The 21,939-nt window shown below is 40.4% G+C and carries 19 protein-coding genes; 10 read left to right on the top strand and 9 right to left on the bottom strand.

Annotated elements, in window-relative coordinates:
- Nucleotide 1 precedes the first annotated feature (1 nt).
- From ABJV04_RS01925 to zwf, 4 genes are read right to left on the bottom strand one after another with little or no spacing between them, the layout of a single operon-like run.
- Nucleotides 2-955 (bottom strand): glucokinase, encoded by a 954-nt coding sequence (locus ABJV04_RS01925; protein ID WP_348489421.1) that lies wholly within the window; start codon nucleotides 953-955, stop codon nucleotides 2-4.
- Entirely contained in the window at nucleotides 945-2,780 is a 1,836-nt protein-coding gene (gene edd / locus ABJV04_RS01930; protein ID WP_348489422.1) for a phosphogluconate dehydratase, read from the bottom strand. Before edd ends, ABJV04_RS01925 begins: the two co-directional genes overlap by 11 nt.
- 8 nt (nucleotides 2,781-2,788) lie before the next feature.
- Nucleotides 2,789-3,481, bottom strand: a complete 693-nt coding sequence (gene pgl / locus ABJV04_RS01935) for a 6-phosphogluconolactonase (RefSeq protein ID WP_348489423.1) — start codon at nucleotides 3,479-3,481, stop codon at nucleotides 2,789-2,791.
- Nucleotide 3,482: 1 nt separating this feature from the next.
- On the bottom strand, nucleotides 3,483-4,976 hold the full coding sequence (gene zwf, locus ABJV04_RS01940; RefSeq protein ID WP_348489424.1) for a glucose-6-phosphate dehydrogenase: 1,494 nt from the start codon (nucleotides 4,974-4,976) through the stop codon (nucleotides 3,483-3,485).
- A gap of 287 nt (nucleotides 4,977-5,263) precedes the next feature.
- Here zwf and ABJV04_RS01945 point away from each other — a divergent pair, with 287 nt between their 5' ends.
- The 3 genes from ABJV04_RS01945 to ABJV04_RS01955 all read left to right on the top strand — a co-directional run bounded on the left by ABJV04_RS01945 (nucleotide 5,264) and on the right by ABJV04_RS01955 (nucleotide 9,150).
- Nucleotides 5,264-6,115: a MurR/RpiR family transcriptional regulator gene (locus tag ABJV04_RS01945; protein WP_303473998.1), complete on the top strand. Its 852-nt coding sequence runs from the start codon at nucleotides 5,264-5,266 to the stop codon at nucleotides 6,113-6,115.
- Between the two features lie 199 nt (nucleotides 6,116-6,314).
- A complete protein-coding gene (gene pyk / locus ABJV04_RS01950; protein WP_348489425.1) occupies nucleotides 6,315-7,751 on the top strand; it encodes a pyruvate kinase in 1,437 nt (478 codons plus the stop codon).
- A 226-nt stretch (nucleotides 7,752-7,977) separates the two neighbouring features.
- Nucleotides 7,978-9,150 (top strand): saccharopine dehydrogenase NADP-binding domain-containing protein, encoded by a 1,173-nt coding sequence (locus ABJV04_RS01955; protein ID WP_348489426.1) that lies wholly within the window; start codon nucleotides 7,978-7,980, stop codon nucleotides 9,148-9,150.
- Nucleotides 9,151-9,264: 114 nt separating this feature from the next.
- Here the strand turns inward: ABJV04_RS01955 and ABJV04_RS01960 are convergent, their stop codons facing one another.
- On the bottom strand, nucleotides 9,265-9,816 hold the full coding sequence (locus ABJV04_RS01960; protein ID WP_348489427.1) for an NAD(P)H nitroreductase: 552 nt from the start codon (nucleotides 9,814-9,816) through the stop codon (nucleotides 9,265-9,267).
- A gap of 257 nt (nucleotides 9,817-10,073) precedes the next feature.
- On the opposite strand from ABJV04_RS01960, the gene sppA reads away from it, so the two are divergent.
- Both sppA and ABJV04_RS01970 read left to right on the top strand, forming a co-directional pair.
- Nucleotides 10,074-11,936: a signal peptide peptidase SppA gene (sppA, locus tag ABJV04_RS01965; RefSeq protein WP_348489428.1), complete on the top strand. Its 1,863-nt coding sequence runs from the start codon at nucleotides 10,074-10,076 to the stop codon at nucleotides 11,934-11,936.
- Nucleotides 11,937-12,028: 92 nt separating this feature from the next.
- Nucleotides 12,029-12,517: a SprT family zinc-dependent metalloprotease gene (locus tag ABJV04_RS01970; protein WP_348489429.1), complete on the top strand. Its 489-nt coding sequence runs from the start codon at nucleotides 12,029-12,031 to the stop codon at nucleotides 12,515-12,517.
- 30 nt (nucleotides 12,518-12,547) lie between these two features.
- Here ABJV04_RS01970 and yfbV read toward each other — a convergent pair whose 3' ends face one another.
- Nucleotides 12,548-12,994 (bottom strand): terminus macrodomain insulation protein YfbV, encoded by a 447-nt coding sequence (yfbV, locus tag ABJV04_RS01975; RefSeq protein ID WP_348489430.1) that lies wholly within the window; start codon nucleotides 12,992-12,994, stop codon nucleotides 12,548-12,550.
- 344 nt (nucleotides 12,995-13,338) lie between these two features.
- Between yfbV and trxB the strand changes: the two genes are divergently transcribed.
- The 4 genes from trxB (at nucleotide 13,339) to infA (ending at nucleotide 16,034) form a co-directional block, all read left to right on the top strand.
- Complete coding sequence (trxB, locus tag ABJV04_RS01980; protein ID WP_348489431.1) at nucleotides 13,339-14,295, top strand: thioredoxin-disulfide reductase; 957 nt, start codon at nucleotides 13,339-13,341, stop codon at nucleotides 14,293-14,295.
- A gap of 39 nt (nucleotides 14,296-14,334) precedes the next feature.
- Nucleotides 14,335-15,033 carry a leucyl/phenylalanyl-tRNA--protein transferase gene (gene aat, locus ABJV04_RS01985; RefSeq protein WP_348489432.1) on the top strand — a complete coding sequence of 233 codons (699 nt, stop codon included), beginning with the start codon at nucleotides 14,335-14,337 and terminating at the stop codon, nucleotides 15,031-15,033.
- A 2-nt stretch (nucleotides 15,034-15,035) separates the two neighbouring features.
- A complete protein-coding gene (locus ABJV04_RS01990) occupies nucleotides 15,036-15,737 on the top strand; it encodes an arginyltransferase (protein WP_348489452.1) in 702 nt (233 codons plus the stop codon).
- Between the two features lie 78 nt (nucleotides 15,738-15,815).
- Nucleotides 15,816-16,034, top strand: coding sequence for a translation initiation factor IF-1 (infA, locus tag ABJV04_RS01995; RefSeq protein ID WP_008844395.1), 219 nt, complete (start codon nucleotides 15,816-15,818; stop codon nucleotides 16,032-16,034).
- 94 nt (nucleotides 16,035-16,128) lie between these two features.
- Here the strand turns inward: infA and clpA are convergent, their stop codons facing one another.
- Entirely contained in the window at nucleotides 16,129-18,393 is a 2,265-nt protein-coding gene (clpA, locus tag ABJV04_RS02000) for an ATP-dependent Clp protease ATP-binding subunit ClpA (RefSeq protein ID WP_348489433.1), read from the bottom strand.
- A gap of 268 nt (nucleotides 18,394-18,661) precedes the next feature.
- Complete coding sequence (clpS, locus tag ABJV04_RS02005) at nucleotides 18,662-18,982, bottom strand: ATP-dependent Clp protease adapter ClpS (protein WP_348489434.1); 321 nt, start codon at nucleotides 18,980-18,982, stop codon at nucleotides 18,662-18,664.
- 226 nt (nucleotides 18,983-19,208) lie between these two features.
- On the opposite strand from clpS, the gene cspD reads away from it, so the two are divergent.
- A complete protein-coding gene (gene cspD / locus ABJV04_RS02010) occupies nucleotides 19,209-19,427 on the top strand; it encodes a cold shock domain-containing protein CspD (RefSeq protein ID WP_303473982.1) in 219 nt (72 codons plus the stop codon).
- A 116-nt stretch (nucleotides 19,428-19,543) separates the two neighbouring features.
- Here cspD and ABJV04_RS02015 read toward each other — a convergent pair whose 3' ends face one another.
- Nucleotides 19,544-21,766 (bottom strand): NADP-dependent isocitrate dehydrogenase, encoded by a 2,223-nt coding sequence (locus ABJV04_RS02015; protein ID WP_348489435.1) that lies wholly within the window; start codon nucleotides 21,764-21,766, stop codon nucleotides 19,544-19,546.
- Between the last annotated feature and the right edge of the window lie 173 nt (nucleotides 21,767-21,939).

Raw genomic sequence — 21,939 nt, forward strand, 5'->3', positions numbered from 1 at the left:
TTTACCCCTTATAATTCTGTTGTAAATAGGCAGCTGCGCCTAGTAAACCATGATCAGGTTCAATAATGATGTAGGTTGGAATGTTAGAGACATAATGCCTAAACCGTCCTTTGTCTTCAAAACGCGCACGAAACTTACTACTTTTAATAAATTCAACAAAACGAGAAGCAATACCGCCACCGATATAAACGCCACCATGCGTTGCTAAATTAAGCGCTAAGTTACCGGCAAAACTACCCATAATCTTGCAAAACTGTTGCAGTGTTTCCACGCAGAGTTCACATTCTTCTGATAGTGCTTTTTCAGTAATTTGGGCTGGATCAGCATAAATAGCCGCTTGCTGATTTTTCTCTGCCAACCCTTCGTAGATATGTACAATCCCACGGCCAGATAGAACCTCTTCGGCAGAAACATGTCCTAATTTCTTTTTTAGATAATGCCAAATGGCAAATTCATTTTCGTCATTTGCAGCAAAATCAACATGTCCGCCTTCGCCATCCAGTGCTTTCCAACCTTTATCAGTAAAGGTTAGGTGTTCTACCCCAAGGCCAGTGCCTGGGCCAAAAACCGCAATATTGGCATTTAATTTTGGTGCACCTGCGCCAATCTGCACTTTTTGTTCGTCCTTCAACACAGGTAAAGAATGCGCCACCGAGGTGAAATCATTAATCACCCCTAACCAGGTCAAGGATAAACCTTTGGTTAATTGTTCAATGGAGAACTCCCAAGTGTGATTGGTCATTTTGACCCAATCACCAATTACAGGACATGCAATGGCGATACAGCCATAACTAAATTCAATATCTGGAAATTCATTGAAGTAATGTTTAATCGCATCTTCTATAGTTGGAAAATCAACACATAAGTACTTTTTAATGTTCAGTAACTTATGGCCGTCAACTTGGCAAATACGAATATTTGTGCCGCCAACATCAGCTACAAATTTAGAGGTCATGTTGATTACCTGAACCAGCGAACAAAGAACAAGCGCCTTGCTCTGCACCTGTTAATGAATTACGCATTGAGGCGAACATTTCGCGCCCCATACCCACTTGGTGTTTATCAGTTTGAGCAACCTTGGTTTTGCGCTTGGCAAGCACTTCAGCATCAACCAATAAACTCATATCACCTGTTTCGGTGTTAAGTTCGATTAAGTCACCACTTTCAACTTTGGCAAGCAATCCACCATGATAGGCTTCTGGCGTCACGTGGATAGCAGCAGGCACTTTTCCTGAAGCACCAGACATACGACCGTCGGTAACTAATGCAACCTTAAAGCCTTTATCCTGCAGCACACCTAGTGGTGGTGTTAAACTATGTAATTCTGGCATACCAATGGCTGCTGGGCCTTGGAAGCGAACCACAACAATACAGTCTTTATCCAAGTCACCCGCTTTAAAGGCATCCGCCAATTCGAACTGATCTTCAAACACTACGGCGGGTGCTTTGATCTTACAATGGGGTTCACGTAGAGCGGATGTTTTCATGACTGCTCGGCCTAAATTGCCATGCAATACCGATAAACCACCATCGGGTTTAAAGGGTTTAGCAACCGATGAAATTACTTCCGCATCGAACGACTCAGCAGGACCATCTTGCCAAGTCAATTCACCATCTTTCAAGGTAGGTTCTTTAGTATATTGTTCTAACCCTTCACCACAGATAGTTTTCACATCATTATGCAGTAAACCAGCACTAAGTAGTTCTTTGAACAGCACAGCCATACCGCCTGCAGCAGTAAAGTGGTTAATATCAGCAGAGCCGTTGGGGTAAATACGTGTTAACAAGGGCACAGCGTTAGAAATATCAGAAAAATCATCCCAGTTTATTTCATAACCAGCTGAACGCGCCACAGCAACTAAATGCATGGTGTGGTTAGTTGAACCACCAGTGGCTAACAATGCAACCAAACCATTCACCAACGCTTTAGCATCCACAATGTGACCAATAGGTGTGTAATTATCCCCTAAATCAGTCAATCGAGTTACTTGACGGGCTGCAGCTTTAGTCAATTCATCCCGTAAATCAGTGCCAGGATTAACAAAAGATGAGCCAGGTAAATGTAGCCCCATCACTTCAACCACTAATTGGTTACTGTTAGCAGTACCATAAAATGTACAAGTACCTGCTGAGTGATAGCTTTTTGATTCAGATTCAAGTAACTCTTTGCGCCCTACTTTACCCTGAGCAAACATTTGGCGAACCCGTGCTTTTTCTTTATTGGGTAAACCAGACGGCATTGGACCAGCAGGAACAAAAACAGTAGGAAGGTGACCAAAACTCAATGATCCCATTAATAACCCAGGGACAATTTTGTCACAAATACCCAACATCAATGCACCGTCGAACATATTATGAGACAGTCCAACAGCAGTTGAAAGAGCAATCACGTCACGGCTCATCAGGCTTAAATCCATACCAGGATTACCTTGAGTAACACCGTCACACATTGCCGGAACACCGCCAGCAAACTGGGCTACGCTGCCAATATCACGAATCGCGCCTTTTAAAATTTGCGGATAAGCTTCATAAGGCTGGTGCGCCGAAAGCATGTCATTATATGACGATACAATAGCAATATTCGATTTTGTTAAACTGGTTAAATCAGCCTTATCTTCGGTGTTACAAGCAGCAAATCCATGGGCTAAGTTACCACAAGATAAAACACCACGATGTGGCCCTTGCAAGCGTGCACTTTCAATTTTATCAAGATAATTTTGTCTGGATTGTCGACTTCTTTCGATAATCCGCTCGGTTACTTCTTGAATCACAGAATTCATATGTTCTCCTAAGCAGCCCAAATAAGTTTCACATCAGTATTATTAAAGACGGCTCGAATAGGCATTTCCAAGGCGTCATCACTTTGCTTTGCAATATCAATAATACGTTTTTTAGATTCACCCACTAAATGTAAAAAGATATTTTCACTGTTGAGAATACTCTTTAAGGTTAGTGACATTCTTTGATTTGGCGCGGTGGTGGGTGTAACTGCAATATAATCACTTTCTATATTGGTATTTAACCCTTGCTCTATTTGCTCAGAACAGGGGAACAAAGAAGCGGTGTGACCATCTTCACCCATACCGAGAATAAGCACGTCAAAAGGCGTTTTTATTTTAGCCAGATTTTCATTTAAAACAGACACTGCATTACGAGCATCCGTTTCTGCGGTTTTCAAACCATAAAAGTTTGCCGCAGCCGCTTTATTGATTAGAAGCTCACGTTTCACCATTGCTGCATTACTTGCCGGGTCACTTTCCTCTACCCAGCGTTCGTCAACTAGCGTGATATCAACTTTTTCCCAATCTAACGTTTGAGTGGATAGTTGATTAAACAACTTAGCAGGTGTGCGTCCTCCGGAAACAGCTAGGCTTGCACGACCATTTTTGGCGATCCCTGCTTTTAAGATATCAGCTATTTGAGCAGAAAAATCTTGGTTCAATTGTTCGACAGAAGAAAACTTAGTTTCAATTAAAGCCATATTATTTTTTCTTCCCTATACGCGATTCATACCAAGCACGATTATCTCGCGCTAAGAGCGCAATTGACGCCACAGGACCCCAGGTTCCAGCTTGATAAGGTTCAGGCAAATCATTGTTTGCTCCCCAAGCGCGGAATATTCCATCAACCCAAGTCCAAGCTTGTTCCACTTCATCGCGGCGTACAAATAATGCTTGGTTACCAATCATTACTTCTAATAGCAGTTTTTCATAGGCATCGGCAATGCGATCGTCTTTAAATTCTTCGGAGAAACTTAGATTCAAGCGAGACTTTTGTAGGTCCATCGAACCACTACTAGTCAATCCTGGAACTTTATTCATTACGGTGATTTCTACACCTTCATCAGGTTGCAGACGGATAGTGAGTTTATTTGGTGGTAATTGCGCAAAACTTTCACCAAACAAGTTATGAGGCTGACGTTTAAAGTAGATAACAACTTCACTGGTTTTGCTTGGTAAACGTTTACCGGTGCGCAAGTAAAAAGGTACCCCAGCCCAGCGCCAGTTATCTAAGTGAACTTTCAAAGAAACAAAGGTTTCTGTTTCAGATTTAGTATTCGCGCCTTCTTCATCTAAATAACCCGGTACTTCTTTACCCTTTACAAAGCCACCGACGTATTGACCACGCACAGTATCAGTTTGCACATTGGCTGCGGTAATAGGTCTAAGGGCTTTAAGTACTTTAAGTTTTTCATCACGAATGCTGTCGGCATCTAATACCGCAGGAGGCTCCATTGCAATCAGAGTTAGAATTTGCAACAAATGGTTTTGTACCATGTCGCGCATTTGCCCTGCTTCGTCAAAATAACCCCAGCGTCCTTCGATACCAACAGATTCAGCCACTGAGATTTGAACATGGTCAATACAATTATGATCCCAGTTGGTAGCAAAAATGGAGTTGGCAAAGCGCAAAGAAACAAGGTTTAACACCGTTTCTTTACCTAAGTAATGGTCAATGCGATAAATTTGTTTTTCGTCGAAGAATTCAGCAACTTGATCGTTGATGACTTTTGAAGACTGTAAATCATGGCCAAGTGGCTTTTCAAGAACCACTCGTACACTTGAGTCGATCACACCTGCATTATGTAGGCCTTTACAAATATCACCAAAAATAGAAGGTGGTGTTGCTAGGTAGCACACCATAGTGCGTGAACTATCTATGTGTTTTTTAAATGTTGGATAATTGTCGACGTCTTTCATATCGACACACACGTATTCTAGTTTTTCTGAAAATCGTTCCCAGGTTTCTTCACAAATAGTTTCGCCACTAAATTCAACGATACTATTTTTTACATCTTCAACATATTCTTCATTACTAATATCTTGACGGGCCGCACCGATAATCATTGAGTCGGCATGGACTAAATTCGCTTTTTCTAATTGATATAAAGCTGGCAACAATTTACGGCGGGCTAAATCGCCCTTTGTGCCAAAAAGGACAAAATCACATGGTTCGATAGAATTTTCCAATACCATTTTAATAACCTTTAAAGAGAAGAATGAACACTAATAAAATGTAATTACAACACGTGAATTACGTATTATTATGACAATTGATCTAAAATTTAACATTATATGTTGTAATATTACAACACATTACGTCTCTTGTTTAATTACAAATAATATGATTATTTTACCAAAGTTTATAAAAAATGCTGGCTAATTTGGTAAAAACTTACAACAATTACAGTAACAAAGCGGCTAATTGAGTGATATTTGCCGTTTAAACCGTATTAATACAAAACAATAAGATTTATGCACTGATGAATATTCTTGAAAAAATAACACAAAATAAATCCGTTTTTAGCAAATCTGAAAGAAAAGTAGCGGATATAATTTTAGATAATCCGCAGACAGCAATACATTCAAGTATAGCTACCCTTGCTAAAATGTCAGATGTCAGCGAGCCGACTGTGAACCGTTTCTGTCGTCGCTTGGATACTAAGGGTTTCCCAGATTTCAAACTGCATTTAGCGCAAAGTCTTGCTAACGGAACCCCCTATGTCAATAGACATGTGGAGGAAAGCGATGGACCCGACGAATATACCAAAAAAATATTCGAATCTACTATGGCATCTTTGGAAGTTGCTAGACAATCAGTCGATATTAATACGGTAAACCGTGCTGTCGATTTGCTCACCCAAGCCCAAAAAATATCGTTTTTTGGATTAGGAGCAAGTGCTTCTGTTGCCCACGATGCCCTCAATAAGTTTTTTAGATTCAACGTGCCAGTGGTGTATTTCGAAGATATTCTGATGCAACGTATGAGTTGTATGAATAGCACCGAAGATGATGTAGTAGTTTTAATCTCTCACACAGGTCGAACAAAAAGTTTAGTTGAAATAGCCCATATCGCCAGAGCTAACGATGCAACAGTGGTGGGAATTACATCTAAAAACAGCCCTTTGGCAAAAGAATGTAACCTCGTTTTATCTTTAGAAGTGCCAGAAGACACAGATATGTATATGCCAATGGCATCTAGAATCGCGCAATTAATCCTAATTGATATCCTTGCCACAGGCTTCACTTTGCGCCGCGGCGGTAAGTTTAGAGAAAACCTAAAACGCGTAAAAGATACCCTTAGAGGTTCAAGATTTGAGAAAAGAGATGAATAGCGGTTGTTGTGTGTCATTAAATATTCATTAACTTTTTAATTAAATTAATTCACTTTTACGTCACTTTGCACTACTATTTTGTAATAAAATTACAAAAACTTGAGTTTATGGCGGTGTTATTGGCCGAAATAAGACAAATCGGCTTTTTATTCGCCAATTCAGGTTATTTTTTAACAAACAAAGTCGGACACTAAACTCTATGTTAAGACGTACTAAAATTCTTGCTACTCTTGGACCCGCAACTGATACCCCTGAGACCATTGAAGGCATAATCAAAGCCGGCGCAAACGTTGTTCGTATGAACTTTTCACACGGTACCGCAGAAGATCACATTAACCGTGCAAAAATTGTTAGAGACGTAGCTAAAAAGTTAGGAAAGTACATTGCAATTCTAGGTGATCTGCAAGGTCCCAAAATCCGCGTTTCTCGATTCAAAGAAGGTCCAATAACCTTAAAGATTGGTGATGCTTTCATCCTTGATGCCGAAATGGGTAAAGAAGATGGCAATCAGCAAGCTGTGGGTATCGATTATAAAGCCCTACCCGACGATGTGCACACAGACGACTTATTGTTGTTAGATGATGGCCGAATTCAATTACTGGTTGAAAGAGTAGAAGGCAGAAAGGTTTACACCAAAGTAACTGTGGGTGGAAAGCTTTCGAATAATAAAGGAATTAACCGTTTAGGTGGCGGACTATCCGCAGAAGCGTTAACAGAAAAAGATAAACAAGATATTAAAACTGCTGCACAGATGGACGTAGATTATTTAGCGGTGTCGTTTCCAAGAAGCGGTGCCGATTTGGATTATGCTCGTAAACTTGCAGTAGAAGCAGGTTGCAGAGCACTAATTTGTGCCAAAGTTGAACGAGCTGAAACCGTAGCCAGTGATGAAGCCATTGATGACATCATTCAAGCTTCCGACGCAGTTATGGTGGCCCGTGGCGATTTAGGTGTTGAAATAGGCGATGCAGAATTAGTGGGTGTTCAAAAGAAATTGATTGCCCGTTCCAGACAAATGAACAAAGTCGTGATCACGGCAACGCAAATGATGGAATCGATGATCAGCAGTCCTATGCCAACTCGTGCAGAGGTTATGGACGTAGCCAACGCAGTTTTAGATGGCACAGATGCAGTGATGTTGTCAGCAGAAACCGCTGCTGGTGATTTTCCAGTGGAAACTGTTGCTGCAATGGCACGAGTTTGTGAGGGAGCTGAAACTCACCCAAGCGTCAAAATCTCTAAACACCGAGTTGACGAAAAATTCGCATCAGTTAGCGAGACAGTGGCTTTATCTGCTGTTTATGCAGCCAATCACTTAGCCAGTATTAAAGCACTAATCGCATTAACTGAAAGTGGTAACACATCCAAAATCATGTCGCGTATCACTACTTCTCTACCTATTTATGCCTTATCAAGACATGAGTCAACATTAAATACTATGGCCTTGTTTAGAGGTGTAAAACAAGTTTATTTCGATTCTCGAGGCAGTGAGCCTGGAAAGTTGAAACAAGACGTTATTGATGTTTTAAAAAGCAAAGGAATCGTTGAAAGTGGCGATTGTTTTGTAATGACCTACGGTGATGAAATGGAAACCATAGGTTCTACCAACGCCTTTAAAATTGTAACTGTACCTTAACAGGCGAGTTATAGGAAAAGGCACTATTACAGTTTTTGTAATAGTGCCTTTTTTAATTCCGTCATAAGAAGATTTAACGCTGTTAAATACCCTCCCATAACTACCCCGCTAGCCAATAAACTATTTTTCATATCAATAGTCGCTAATAAATCATATCAACTCTTAATTTAGCGTTAATTTGTTTACTATCTTTATTCCTTTAATTAGAAAATGATTAGTAGATAGTATGATGTCGAAAACAACTTACGATGTGATTGTGTATGGCGCAACTGGCTTTACCGGCCAACTTGTAGCTGAATATCTAGCCAAAACCTATACAAATAAAGATGAGCTAAACTGGGCTATCGCAGGTAGAAATCTAGACAAGCTAAAGCAAATAAAATCAAACTTAAATCTGAGTGCTGAGGTTGAGTGCATAGTTGCAGACTCAGAGGATTTAGATAGCCTTAAATCATTGGTTCAAAGCACTAAGGTTGTGTTGACTACCGTTGGGCCATACCAATTATACGGAAACGATTTAGTGGCATTGTGTGCTGAATCAGGTACTGATTATGTCGATCTATGTGGTGAGCCTACTTGGATGCACGATATGATTGGCAAGCATCAAGCGGCAGCTGAAAAAAGTGGCGCTAGAATCGTATTTTCATGTGGCTTCGATTCCATTCCATTTGATTTAGGCGTGTACTTCTTGCAACAAAAAGCGCAACAAGACTTTTCGCAAACCTTTAGTCGCGTTAAAGGGCGGGTGAGAGGTATGAAAGGCACATTTTCTGGCGGCACCAAAGCCAGTCTGCAAGCGACCATGGCCGCTGCGAAAAAAGATCAAGCAGTAATGCAGGTATTACTCAATCCATTTTCTTTGACCCCAGGCTTCACTGGTGCTGAACAGCCTTTAGGCAACAAACCTATTTATGAAGATGAATTCAATAGTTGGTCAGCACCTTTTATTATGGCTGCGATTAATACCCGCAACATTCATCGTTCAAACTTTTTATTAGCCCATCAATATGGTGAGGACTTTGTTTACGATGAAATGATGTTTACCGGCCCTGGTGAAAAAGGTAAGGCTATTGCAGAGCACGTGGCAGCAGACAAGAGTATGGCCAGCGACGAAGGACCAAAACCTGGAGAAGGTCCAAGCAAAGAAGAACGGGAAGCTGGATTTTTTGATGTGGTTTTCTCTGCTCAAGAAGGTGATAAAAAATTAGCGGTTTCGGTAAAAGGCAGCATGGACCCCGGATACGGAACAACTTCGAAAATGATTTCTGAATCTGCCGTCTGTTTGGCTAAAGATGACCTAAGTGTTAAAGGCGGGATTTGGACAACAGCACCAGCTATGGGTGACAAGTTGATAGAACGATTAGTTGCCAAAGCCGGTATGACATTTACCGTTGAGTAAAACCATTTTCTAAGCTGAACAAATTGATAACGTAAAATAAACGCCCCAAATTTGGGGCGTTGTTGTTTTTGAGCACACGTGTTTAACGGTTGCTTACCTGTAACTTGTGTTTAATTAATTCCAGAACTCAAAATAGTCATCACTATTGCGTTGAGGTGCAGGCATCGCTTCTGTTGTCGGCGTACCAAGATATAGAAAACCAACAATTTCATCTTTTTCTTCCAAGAAAAATGCACATTTCACATCTTCATTGTGTGCATAAGAACCCGTTCGCCAAACGCCCCCAAACCCTTGCGCAACCGCGGCTATTTGCATACTGTGAACGGCACAAGAAGTTGAAGCAACTTGCTCAATCCAAGGCACTTTAGGGTGTTCTGAATACTTGGCTATCGCCACAATAACCATAGGTGCACGAAGGGGCATTTGCGGCGCTCGCTGAATTTGGTTTTCCTCTAAACCTTCATTGATAGCTGCTTCTTCAAAAATCTCACCTAATTTAATCAATCCCCTGCCCTGACACACCACAAATTTCCACGGTGTTAATCCCGCATGATCAGGTGCGCGCAATGCAGCTTGCATAATTGTTTCAAGCTGCTGTCCTTGAGGAGCTGGCCCCTTCAATCTTGGTTGAGATCGTCTGTTTAACAATAAGTCAATCGCTTGCATATAAGCCCAATGGTAAAAACAAATTTGAATTATCAGTATGCAAACTTCGCAGTTTGACTGCAACCGCAAAGTGAAATTCACGGGTGATTTTAATTACCTCAAAGTTTTGAAAGCTAAAAAATTATGATAGCAGAGCTGTAATTGAACATTATTTAACTAAAAGACCACTCATTCATAAAAAATTACATTTGTGTTGTCGCTTAATTATTAAAATTCGTTAGGATAAGTACATTGTATAATTTCAGGTGAATCTCTATATGGCAAATGGTAGTAGTTGGACTAAATCGTTTTTTGTTGGAATATGGACAGTCTTAAATTTCTGTCGTAAAGCATTCTTTAATATTATCTTTATTATTTTGGCAATCGGTTTCATCGCAATGCTGATGAAAGATGATGGCAAAATATTGGTACCTAAAAGTACGGCATTAGTGCTTAATATTGAGGGTGATATAGTGATTGAGAAACGCTATGTTGATCCTATGAACAAATTTTTGGAAGAAGCTTTTGGGCAAAAACCTGAAAATCCAGAAGTGTTACTAAAAGATGTGTTATTCGCCCTAGAAAATGCCAAACATGATAATCGTGTTAAAACATTAATTCTGCACTTGCAAGGCATGGGCAACGTTGGCATGGATAAAATGAAGCAAGTGGCGCTTGCCATTGATGACTTTAAAGAAAGTGGAAAACCTGTTTATGCCATTGCAGACTATTACACCCAGAGTCAGTATTACCTTGCCAGTAAAGCTGACAAAGTTTACATGAACCCTATGGGTGCCATGATGTTTGAGGGATATGGAAGATACCCCACTTACTACAAAGCCGCATTGGAAAAGCTAAAAGTTACCACCCATGTATTTAAAGTCGGTACATACAAATCTGCGGTAGAACCTTATATCCGTGATGATATGTCTGAGCCAGCTAAAGAAGCCAATAAGGCATGGTTATCTGTATTGTGGAATCAATACAAAACCGACGTAGCCGCTTCTCGTAATCTTTCAGTGACCAACTTTGATGAAGATTTAGATAAATTCTTGGTTAAATTTGAACAAGTTGATGGCGATTTTGCGGCCTACGCACTGGAAAATGGTTGGGTTGACGGTCTGCCCACTCGAGAAGCGATCAGACAAGAAATTATTGATATTGTCGGTATCGATGAAAATAAAAAGAGCTTTAATCAAATAGGTTTGAATAACTATTTGAAAGTAATCAAACCCATATACCAACTCCCTCAAGTTGATGTGGATCATGTTGCTATCGTAGTGGCTAAAGGAACGATTTCAAATGGTTCACAAAAGCCGGGGGACATTGGCGGCGATAGTACAGCAGCGTTATTGAGAAAAGCTAGATTAGATGACTCTGTTAAAGCAGTAGTGCTTTATGTGGATTCTCCTGGCGGCAGTGCATTTGCATCTGAAATCATTCGCCAAGAAGTTGAAAATCTAAAAGCGGCAAACAAACCTGTTGTGGCCTTAATGAGTACTTATGGCGCTTCGGGTGGTTACTGGATATCCGCTGCTGCAAACGAAATTTGGGCAGCCCCAAGCACGGTTACTGGCTCAATCGGTATCTTCGGTATGTTTGTCACCTTCGAAAATGCCCTTGATTACCTTGGCATCCACTCTGATGGTGTGGGTACAACTGACTTTTCAGGCTTAAGTGTTACCCGAGCACTAGACCCTAGAGCTGGCCAAGTCATTCAAATGAGTATTAATCATGGTTACCAAGAGTTTTTGAATCTAGTATCAACCGAGAGAAATATGAGCGTTGAGGCAGTGGATAATATTGCACAAGGCAGAGTATGGATCGGTGAAACAGCCAAAGAGTTAGGTTTGGTAGATAACCTTGGTTATTTAGATGATGCGGTTGCTGCAGCGGCGAGTTTGGCTAAATTAGAAAAATACGAAACTAAATACGTTGAACGCGATTTAAGCCCCAGTGAAAAATTCTGGAAAGAGTTCTTTGGTCAAGCTTCAGTTACTATTGGTCATGGCGCATTTGCTAAAAAAGAGTCAGCACTATCTGGTCTTGTTAAAGGACTGGTACAAGAAGTTGATGCAGTGACTAAATTAAATGATCCCAATGGCGTCTACGCCCACTGTTTAGCTTGTGAAGTAAACTAACCTCTATTATCCTACCTCTGATTAATGGCCTACATAGGCCATTAATCATTTTCCCTACTTTCTGTAAACCACCTTATATGTAATCACAGTTAATGAGCAGCTCCGAACACCAAATAATAATTCAGCAACGCCTAGTCGAATGTATGCAAATGGCAGAGGTGTATTTTAAACAAAAGTTTGCTCTTCCTACTTTGTTGTTTAATCAAAGGGGAAATGTGGCGGGAACAGCGCATCTACAAAAGAACCTAATAAAACTAAATAACACCTTGTTAAACGACAATTTCGACGAGTTCATGCAAACCGTATTACCCCACGAAGTTGCTCACATCATTACTTATCAAAAATTCAACCGAGTAAAGCCCCACGGAGTTGAGTGGCAAACCATTATGCGCAAGGTATTCAACCTGCCGCCAACCGTAAGACATAAAATGGACACAACTAAAACTCAGGGTAAGATGTATGACTACCAATGCAGATGTGGGACCGTAAAACTAACGCTGAGAAGACATAATAAAGTAGTTAAAAAGCAGCAAATTTATTGTTGCCGAAAGTGTCAGCAACAACTAGTCGAAATAACCTAACAAGCACCCTAATGGTTGGTTAATTACCATTTAAAACCATTGTTTCGTGAATACTTTATCAAGCTCTTTAAATGCCGTTTTCAATAATTTAGCTAATTCTTTATAGCGAGGTTGTGCCCGTTGTTGATTAACGGTTACACCTTGTTGTTGCATTTTATGATGAATTTCTTGGTACCAGGCACGTAGTGCAGGAGGAAGGGTTTGATTAGAGCGATGACCTAACCACATAAGACCTTGCATGGGTAAACTTAGAAAGAATGCACCAATGGCGATACCTTGGGGTATGAAATTATCACCGTAAAAGTTAATAATCGAAAATGCGCTCAGCACAGCAATTGGCGGCATAATAGTAATCGACAACTTAGTTGCACTAATTACCCGATATTCAGGAAAAAGCCCGTTTAACTGCTTTTCCATTGGCCAAGTTTTCATATATTCTTGACCATCTTTAAATATTCCGGTCACACTATGGGACATTTGAATCCTTGCTGTTTGATTATCTGTTACTGGTTATAAGAATAATCTTTAATCACTAATTTTACCAAAAATAATTAGTAGAATAGGTAAATTCACCACTATTGAAGGCTCAAACGTGTGAAATTTCCATAAATAATTTAAAAGCTAACACGATTTATTTTGTCTTTAAGAGAAGATAAAATATAACTTTTTACTAAGTTTAATTAAAATCACAAATTATTTGATCTAAATACAATTTTGACCGTTGAATCTAGTTAAAAAATCCATATGTTTAGAAGCACTTTATAATTTAATTTTTGGTCAGACGGATTGCTTCAATCCTGACTATTTTCGGAGAACAATTTATGTCTGAAGTAAGACACGTACGTCTTTTGATTTTGGGATCGGGCCCAGCGGGCTACTCTGCTGCAGTTTATGCTGCACGAGCAAACTTAAATCCAGTGCTTCTCACAGGTATTCAACAAGGTGGACAGCTCACCACCACTACGGAAGTTGAAAACTGGCCAGGAGACCCAGAAGGATTAACCGGGCCTGATCTGATGGTGAGAATGCAGAAACATGCTGAAAAATTTGATACCGAAATTATTTTCGATCACATCAATAAAACCGATTTGTCAAAACGTCCTTACACATTGGAAGGCGACAATGGCACTTATACCTGTGATGCATTGATTATAGCCACAGGTGCATCAGCTAAATATTTAGGAATGGAGTCTGAAACTGCATTCATGGGTAAAGGGGTTTCAGCCTGTGCCACTTGTGATGGATTCTTCTATCGTAACCAAAAAGTTGCGGTTATTGGTGGTGGTAATACCGCGGTTGAAGAAGCCCTGTATTTATCTAACATCGCCTCAGAAGTTCACGTTATCCATAGACGCGACTCGTTCAGAAGTGAAAAGATTTTATCTGACCGTCTATTCGAAAAAGCCAAAAATGGCAATGTGGTGATGCACCTAGACAGAACCCTGGATGAAGTACTCGGCGATGAAATGGGCGTAACCGGTGTTCGTATTAAAGATGTGAACTCAGATGCCACCGAAGAGATTGATATCATGGGCTTGTTTGTTGCCATTGGTCATAAACCGAACACTGATATATTTGAAGGTGAGTTGGATATGAAAGACGGCTATATCAAGATTAAGAGCGGTCTTGAAGGTAATGCGACTCAAACCAGTGTAGAAGGAGTTTTTGCTGCTGGTGACGTTTGCGACCACGTTTATCGTCAAGCTATTACATCAGCAGGTACCGGATGTATGGCGGCACTGGATGCAGAAAAATTCTTGGACGCATTAGAAGATTAAGCCATTATCGTCAAGCTTGTTTTAAAGAGAACATAAATCATGATTTCGCTGCACAAGCTTGACGCTTCCCTCACCTTTCCAACACCATCAGATGCTTTAATAGATCCTAACGGTCTACTTGCCTTTGGCGGTGATCTCAGTGTCCCTCGTTTAGTGAACAGCTATCGCCAAGGTATTTTTCCGTGGTTTTCAGAAGGTGAGCCTATTTTATGGTGGAGCCCTGATCCGCGCGGGGTACTTTTCACTGAAAAATACAAAAGCAGCAAAAGTTTGCTTAAACATATCCGCAAAACGACTCCAAAGGTGACCGTAGATACAAGCTTTAATGAGGTTATTGATGCTTGCTCTAGTATTCCACGCAAAGACAATGGCACCTGGATAACCGCAGAAATGGTTGATGCTTATAAGAGGCTTTACCAAGCAGGTTATGCCCACTCCATTGAAGTCTGGGACAAAGAGCGCTTAATAGGCGGTTTATATGGTGTGTTTGTCAACAATGTATTTTGTGGAGAGTCCATGTTTAGCCGTCAAGACAATGCATCAAAAGTCGCATTTCATTGTCTCGTGGAATTATTGAAAAAAAACGGGGTTCGGCTCATTGATTGCCAAATGCAAAATCCACATTTAGCAACTTTAGGCTGTGAAGAGATACCAAGGAAGACCTTTTTGGATTTATTAGCATCGGAGCAAAAACATCCTCCCCTGCAATTTTGGGCTCCCCAGGTACTGCTGGCATGAGTATAAAGTTTGGTTTAACTCAGCAGTTTCAATGCAGTTATCTTGAACAACAGCAAGAGCAATTACTCGTTCTGGTGACAGACAATAACGATGAATTAGACAACCAATACAATTATTTGCTCGGTCAAGGTTTTCGTCGCAGTGGAGAACAAATCTATCGCCCCCACTGCAGACAATGTAGCGCATGCCAATCCATTAGAATTCCAGTGGATAGTTTTTTAGGGTCTAAAAGTCAGCGCCGTATTGCAAATAAAAATGCGGATATTGAGGTGTTCACCAGCCCCACGACGAAACCTGAGTACTATCCAGTTTACGAACAATACATCAATCATCGCCACAACGATGGTAGTATGTATCCAGCGAGTCAAAGTCAATATACAGGATTCATCGAATGTGATTGGCTGGAAACACTTTTTATTGAATTTTATTTAGATAAAGAGCTTATCGGCGTCGCTGTAACTGACGTATTAAGTGATTCACTTTCTGCCCTTTACACATTTTTTAAACCAGAATATGCTAATCGCTCACTGGGAACCTTCGCAATTATGCAACAAATTAAACAAGCGAAGCTGAATAATAAAACATTTTTGTATCTGGGATATCAGATAGATGCCTGTCAAAAAATGCGCTATAAGGCTAATTTTTACCCTCACCAACGCTTTATTGACAATAAATGGCAATTAATCACAAAAAAAAGCACTTAAGAGCTTTACTCTTGGCCGCATATTGGGCAAAATCTGCGCGGCATTTTTGACACTTATTAATTGAGGTAAACAACTTACATGGCGAAAGAAGACTGTATTGAAATGGAAGGTACCGTATTGGACACACTTCCTAATACTATGTTCCGCGTTGAATTAGAAAACGGACACGTCGTCACTGCGCACATCTCCGGAAAGATGCGCAAAAACTATATACGAATATTAACTGGCGACAAAGTAACAGTTGAGATGACTCCTTACGACCTAACAAAAGGCCGTATCATTTATCGCGCCAGATAAGACACGTTCCTTTTGCTAAATTAGCATTAAAAAAACCCAGCATTGCTGGGTTTTTGTTTATCTAGCTTGTGTTGGTTTAATAATCTTCGCGATATTAAACTTTACTTGCTTGTTTAGAGCTTTGGTTAGAGTAATCAAAGTTAAGTTTGTCGTCTTTGACGGTGATTTTGACGGTACCGCCATTCACCAACTCACCAAACAATAGCTCATTGGCTAAGTTTTTCTTCACATGCTCTTGCATAGTTCTAGACATTGGACGCGCACCCATTGCTCTGTCGTAGCCTTTTTCAGCTAACCAAGCACGTGCAGCATCGTCTATTTCCATAGACACACCTTTATTATCCAGTTGCACTTGCAGCTCAATAATAAATTTATCTACCACTTGCAAAATAACGTCTGACTCAAGATGGTTAAACCAAATTATGCCATCTAAGCGGTTTCTAAATTCCGGCGTAAATATCTTATTGATTTCACTGATTGCATCAAAACTATGATCCTGCTGCTTAAAGCCAATCGAAGTTTTAATGGTTTCTTGCACACCGGCGTTAGTTGTCATCACTAAAACCACATTGCGGAAATCCACTTTACGTCCATTATTGTCCGTTAAGGTTCCATGGTCCATTACCTGCAACAATATGTTGTAGATATCGCTGTGCGCTTTTTCAATTTCATCGAGTAACACAACACAGTATGGGTTTTTAATCACAGCATCGGTTAACAACCCGCCTTGATCAAAGCCCACATAACCAGGTGGAGCACCAATCAATCGGCTAACGGCATGACGCTCCATATATTCCGACATGTCGAAGCGGACCAACTCTACACCCATAATCTTAGCGAGTTGTTGAGTCACTTCGGTTTTACCAACCCCCGTAGGACCGGCAAACATAAAGTTGCCAATGGGTTTGGTTTCAACACCTAAACCAGAGCGTGATAATCGAATTGCATCAGACAAGGTTTCAATAGCTTGATCTTGTCCAAATACTACCATTTTCAAATCACGAGTCAGGTTTTTCAATGTTTCTTTATCTGAAGCTGACACTGATTTTTCTGGAATTCGGGCCATTTTCGCAATGACATGCTCAATTTCCCCGACCCCAATGGTTTTACGTCGCTTAGAAGCCGGTAGCAAGCGCTGAGAAGCACCAGCTTCGTCGATCACGTCTATCGCCTTGTCAGGCAAGTGACGTTCGTTTATGTACTTAGCAGAGAGCTCTGACGCCGCTTTAATCGCTTGATTAGTGAAACGTACACTATGATGTTTCTCGTAACGACTTTTTAAACCCATGAGTATTTTAGTTGTGTCTGCAACACTAGGTTCAATGACGTCAATTTTTTGGAAACGACGTGCTAATGCTCTGTCTTTTTCAAAAATACCTTGGTATTCCTGATAAGTGGTCGAGCCGATACAACGTAACTCACCACTACTAAGCTTAGGTTTTAACAGGTTAGATGCATCCATTACACCACCAGATGCAGCGCCAGCCCCAATGATAGTGTGAATTTCATCTATGAATAAGATGGCATCTTCGTCTTTACTCAGCTCTTTGAGAATACCTTTCAAGCGTTTTTCAAAATCACCACGGTATTTAGTTCCCGCCAGTAATCCGCCTAAATCCAAGGAGTACACTGTAGATGATGCAATCACCTCAGGCACTTCGTTATTCACGATGCGATAAGCTAAACCTTCTGCAATGGCAGTTTTGCCCACACCCGCTTCCCCAACCAATAGTGGGTTATTCTTGCGGCGGCGACATAAAATTTGAATGGTTCTTTCTAATTCTGAATCTCGGCCAATAAGGGGATCAATTTTACCTGCTTTGGCCTGAACGTTAAGATTCGACGAATACTTTTCCAGTATCGAGGTATTTTCTTCCCCTTCCACTGTCTCATCTTGATTTTCAACATTCGATTCTTCATCGTTTTTACTAACGCCATGGGATATAAAATTCACTACATCCAATCGCGTTACATCAGTCTTTTTCAAAATATAAACAGCTTGGGATTCTTGCTCACTGAAAATAGCCACTAACACATTGGCCCCGGTGACTTCTTCTTTGCCTGAAGATTGCACATGAAAAACTGCTCGTTGCAGCACGCGCTGAAACCCTAACGTTGGCTGAGTTTCCCTATCACTTGTATCATCTTCCAAAATAAGCGGCGTGGTGTCTTTGACAAAATCGACTAGCTCAGCTTTGATTGACTCAATATTCGCTCCACAGGCTTTGAGAGCTTCTCTGGCGGCTTTATTGTCCAAAAGCGCTAGTAGCAGATGCTCCACCGTCATAAATTCATGACGATGCTCTCTGGCAAATATAAACGCTTCGTTAAGGGTCTGCTCTAAATCTTTATTCAACATACTTATACCCTCCTAAAATCGGGTTGGTTAGTTAACCCTGAAGAAAACTGTCTCTGGTTGTTATCAAGAAACTTAGATAAAACCTTAATGATCAGTTTATTAGCCACAGAAACAGTCTTTATAAATTGACTTTTCCATGGTTAAAGCCTCCATTTTTACATCTTTCTTCGTTATCAGACTCTCTGATTCAAAGGTTAAAATCAAATGTTTTATGCGATCATTGCTATAAAACATCTTTGTTAAAAAATTATTCTATTAATCCGTTTGCTTAAGCTTGTTCCATACTGCACATTAAAGGATGTTGATGTTTTCTGGCATATTGATTCACCTGCATCACTTTTGTTTCCGCAATCTGAGCGGTATAAACACCGCAAACAGCACGACCACGGTAATGAACGGTCAACATCAGTTGATTGGCTTTTTCAGCATCCATATTAAAAAAGCGCATCAACACCTCAATGACAAAGTCCATTGGTGTGTAGTCATCGTTATTGATCAAGACTTTGTACATGGGAGGCGGTTCAACTTTCTTTTTGACCGCTTCTAAGTGCTTATCGTGATCTATACTTATTGTATTATCTTTACTCATATTGAAATAATAGTGCCGTTTAGACAAAAATTGTTCTGATTTAACATTAATTGTGCTGTTTTTAGTTATTTTTGTCGATTAAATTAATTTGACCTTGACATTAGTAGGTTAAAATATCTACATTTTAAATAGGGCAAAACGTTATGCAGTCGATTTGCCTCATCTCTACATTCTTATTGTGGGGATTAAGCAGTGTCAGTTCAAGGGATTAAAAGGAAGCAGATGTATGGCGGTTGGAAAAGTCAAATGGTTTAACAATGCGAAAGGGTTCGGTTTTATTGTTCCTGACGATGGTGGAGAAGATATTTTCGCTCATTACTCCACGATTAAAATGGACGGTTATCGTTCTTTAAAAGCAGGTCAAGAAGTGACTTATGAAGTTCAGCAAGGGCCAAAAGGCTTGCACGCTGAGAACATAGACATCAGCGATGAACCTGAAAGATAGTTAAACTAGACTTAATACTACTTTTCAAATAAAAAGCAGGCTATTTAGCCTGCTTTTTTGTATGTTCTATTTATCGATCCCTGCTTAAAGCATGGGATCGATAGCCATCAACTCAATTAAGATACAATTGAATTTAAGGTTCCGCTAGGACACATAGCATTAGTGATTAAGTCATCATTTGGATAGTAGTATCCACCGATGTCAGCCGCTTTAGCTTGTGTTGCATCGATTTCAGCAACAATACTTTCTTCATTGTCACTCAATGCTTTAGCAATAGGTGCAAAGTACTCAGCTAGTTCTGAATCTTCAGTTTGACTAGCAAGCCCTTGCGCCCAATACATTGCTAAGTAGAAGTGACTACCGCGGTTATCTAACTGCCCAGCTTTACGCAAAGGAGACTTACCATTATTTAATAAGGTTTCAGTTGCCTTATCCAGCTCTGATGCCAATAACTTCGCTTTGTTATTGTCATTCTTAATAGCTAAATCTTCTAAAGAAACTGCGATTGCTAAAAACTCACCTAATGAATCCCAACGCAAATGCCCTTCTTCAACAAACTGTTGAACATGTTTTGGCGCAGAACCGCCAGCACCCGTTTCAAACAATCCGCCACCGGCCATTAACGGCACAATAGACAACATTTTAGCACTGGTACCTAGTTCCAAAATTGGGAATAAGTCAGTTAGGTAATCACGTAATACGTTTCCGGTCACAGAAATGGTATCTAAACCGCGAATAGCTCGTTCCATGGTGTAACGAATTGCACGAACTGGAGCCATTATTTCAATGTGTAAACCGTCAGTGTCGTGTTCTTTCAGATATTCAGTAACCTTGTTGATTAGTTGAACGTCGTGAGCACGCTCGTCATCTAACCAGAAAATCGCTGGCATACCTGATTGTCTAGCACGGGTCACTGCTAGTTTTACCCAGTCGCGGATAGGTGCGTCTTTCGCCTGACACATACGCCAGATGTCACCTTCTTCTACTTCGTGCTCAATAAGTACATTGCCATCTTGATCGATGATTTGTACTTTACCGTCACCCGTCATTTCGAAAGTTTTATCGTGTGAACCGTATTCTTCAGCTTTTTGCGCCATCAAACCAACGTTTGGCACAGTCCCCATAGTAGTAGGATCAAATGCACCATGGGTTTTACAGAAGTTAATCACTTCTTGGTAAATAGTTGCATAAGTACTTTCTGGGATAACCGCTTTAGTATCTTGAGGTTTTCCATCTGGACCCCACATTTGACCAGAGCTACGGATCATTGCAGGCATAGAAGCATCAACGATAACGTCACTAGGTACGTGTAGGTTAGAAATACCTTTATCAGAATTTACCATCGCCAGAGGCGGACGATCTTGATAACAACGATTAATGTCATTTTCTATTTCCGCGCGCTGTGAAGTGGGTAATGTTGCGATTTTATCGTAAACACTACCTAAACCGTTGTTAGGGTTAACGCCTAACTCATCAAACAAATCTTGATATTTGTCGAATAATTCTTTGTAGAAAACCTTAACACAGTGTCCAAATACAATTGGGTGAGACACTTTCATCATCGTTGCTTTAACGTGAAGAGAAAACAGGATGCCGGTATCTTTTGCATCTTGAATTTGTTCTTCAAAAAATGCACACAACGCTTTTTTGCTCATGCACATGCCGTCAATCACTTCACCAGCAAGTAAGTCAACACGTGGCTTAAGTGTGGTTTTGTTACCCGCAGTATCAGTAAACTCAATACTTACATGGCCTGCTTTTTCAACAGTTACAGATTTTTCACCTGAATAGAAATCGCCGCCTTGCATGTGCGCAACGTGAGTGCGGGAGGCTTGGCTCCATGCGCCCATTGAATGAGGGTGTTTTTTCGCATAATTCTTAACTGCGGTGGGCGCTCGACGGTCAGAGTTACCTTCACGAAGTACTGGGTTTACAGCACTACCTAGTACTTTACCGTACCGGCTTCTTATTTCTTTCTCTTCATCTGTTTCCGGAGTCTCAGGAAAGTCAGGTAACGCAAAACCATTATCTTGTAGTTCTTTAATCGCCGCTTTTAATTGCGGAATTGAAGCACTGATATTCGGTAATTTAATAATGTTTGTGTCTGGCTTCTGGGTAAGTTCGCCTAAAATAGATAATGCATCAGGAACTTTTTGATCATCGTTCAGGTAGTCAGGGAAGGTAGCCAAAATTCTGCTAGCTAACGATATATCACTTACTTCAACTTCTATATCAGCCGCAGTAGCAAATTTACGGACAATGGGTAAAAGTGAATATGTAGCCAACGCAGGGGCTTCATCAGTTTTTGTGTAAATAATCTTAGACTTTGATGTAGTCATTATATACCTCAGTGGTGGCGGCGGAACCGCCTGGTTAATCCAAATTACTCAGACGAAAGCGATGATAAATAAATTATCTATCAAAAAACTTAAAAATTTGAGCACAGATTCTAATCAATATAGCTATTATAACCAGTACTTTATTACATTAAATATGCATAAAATATATTGAG

Source organism: Aliiglaciecola sp. (assembly GCF_039982535.1).
Taxonomy (GTDB): Bacteria; Pseudomonadota; Gammaproteobacteria; order Enterobacterales; family Alteromonadaceae; genus Aliiglaciecola.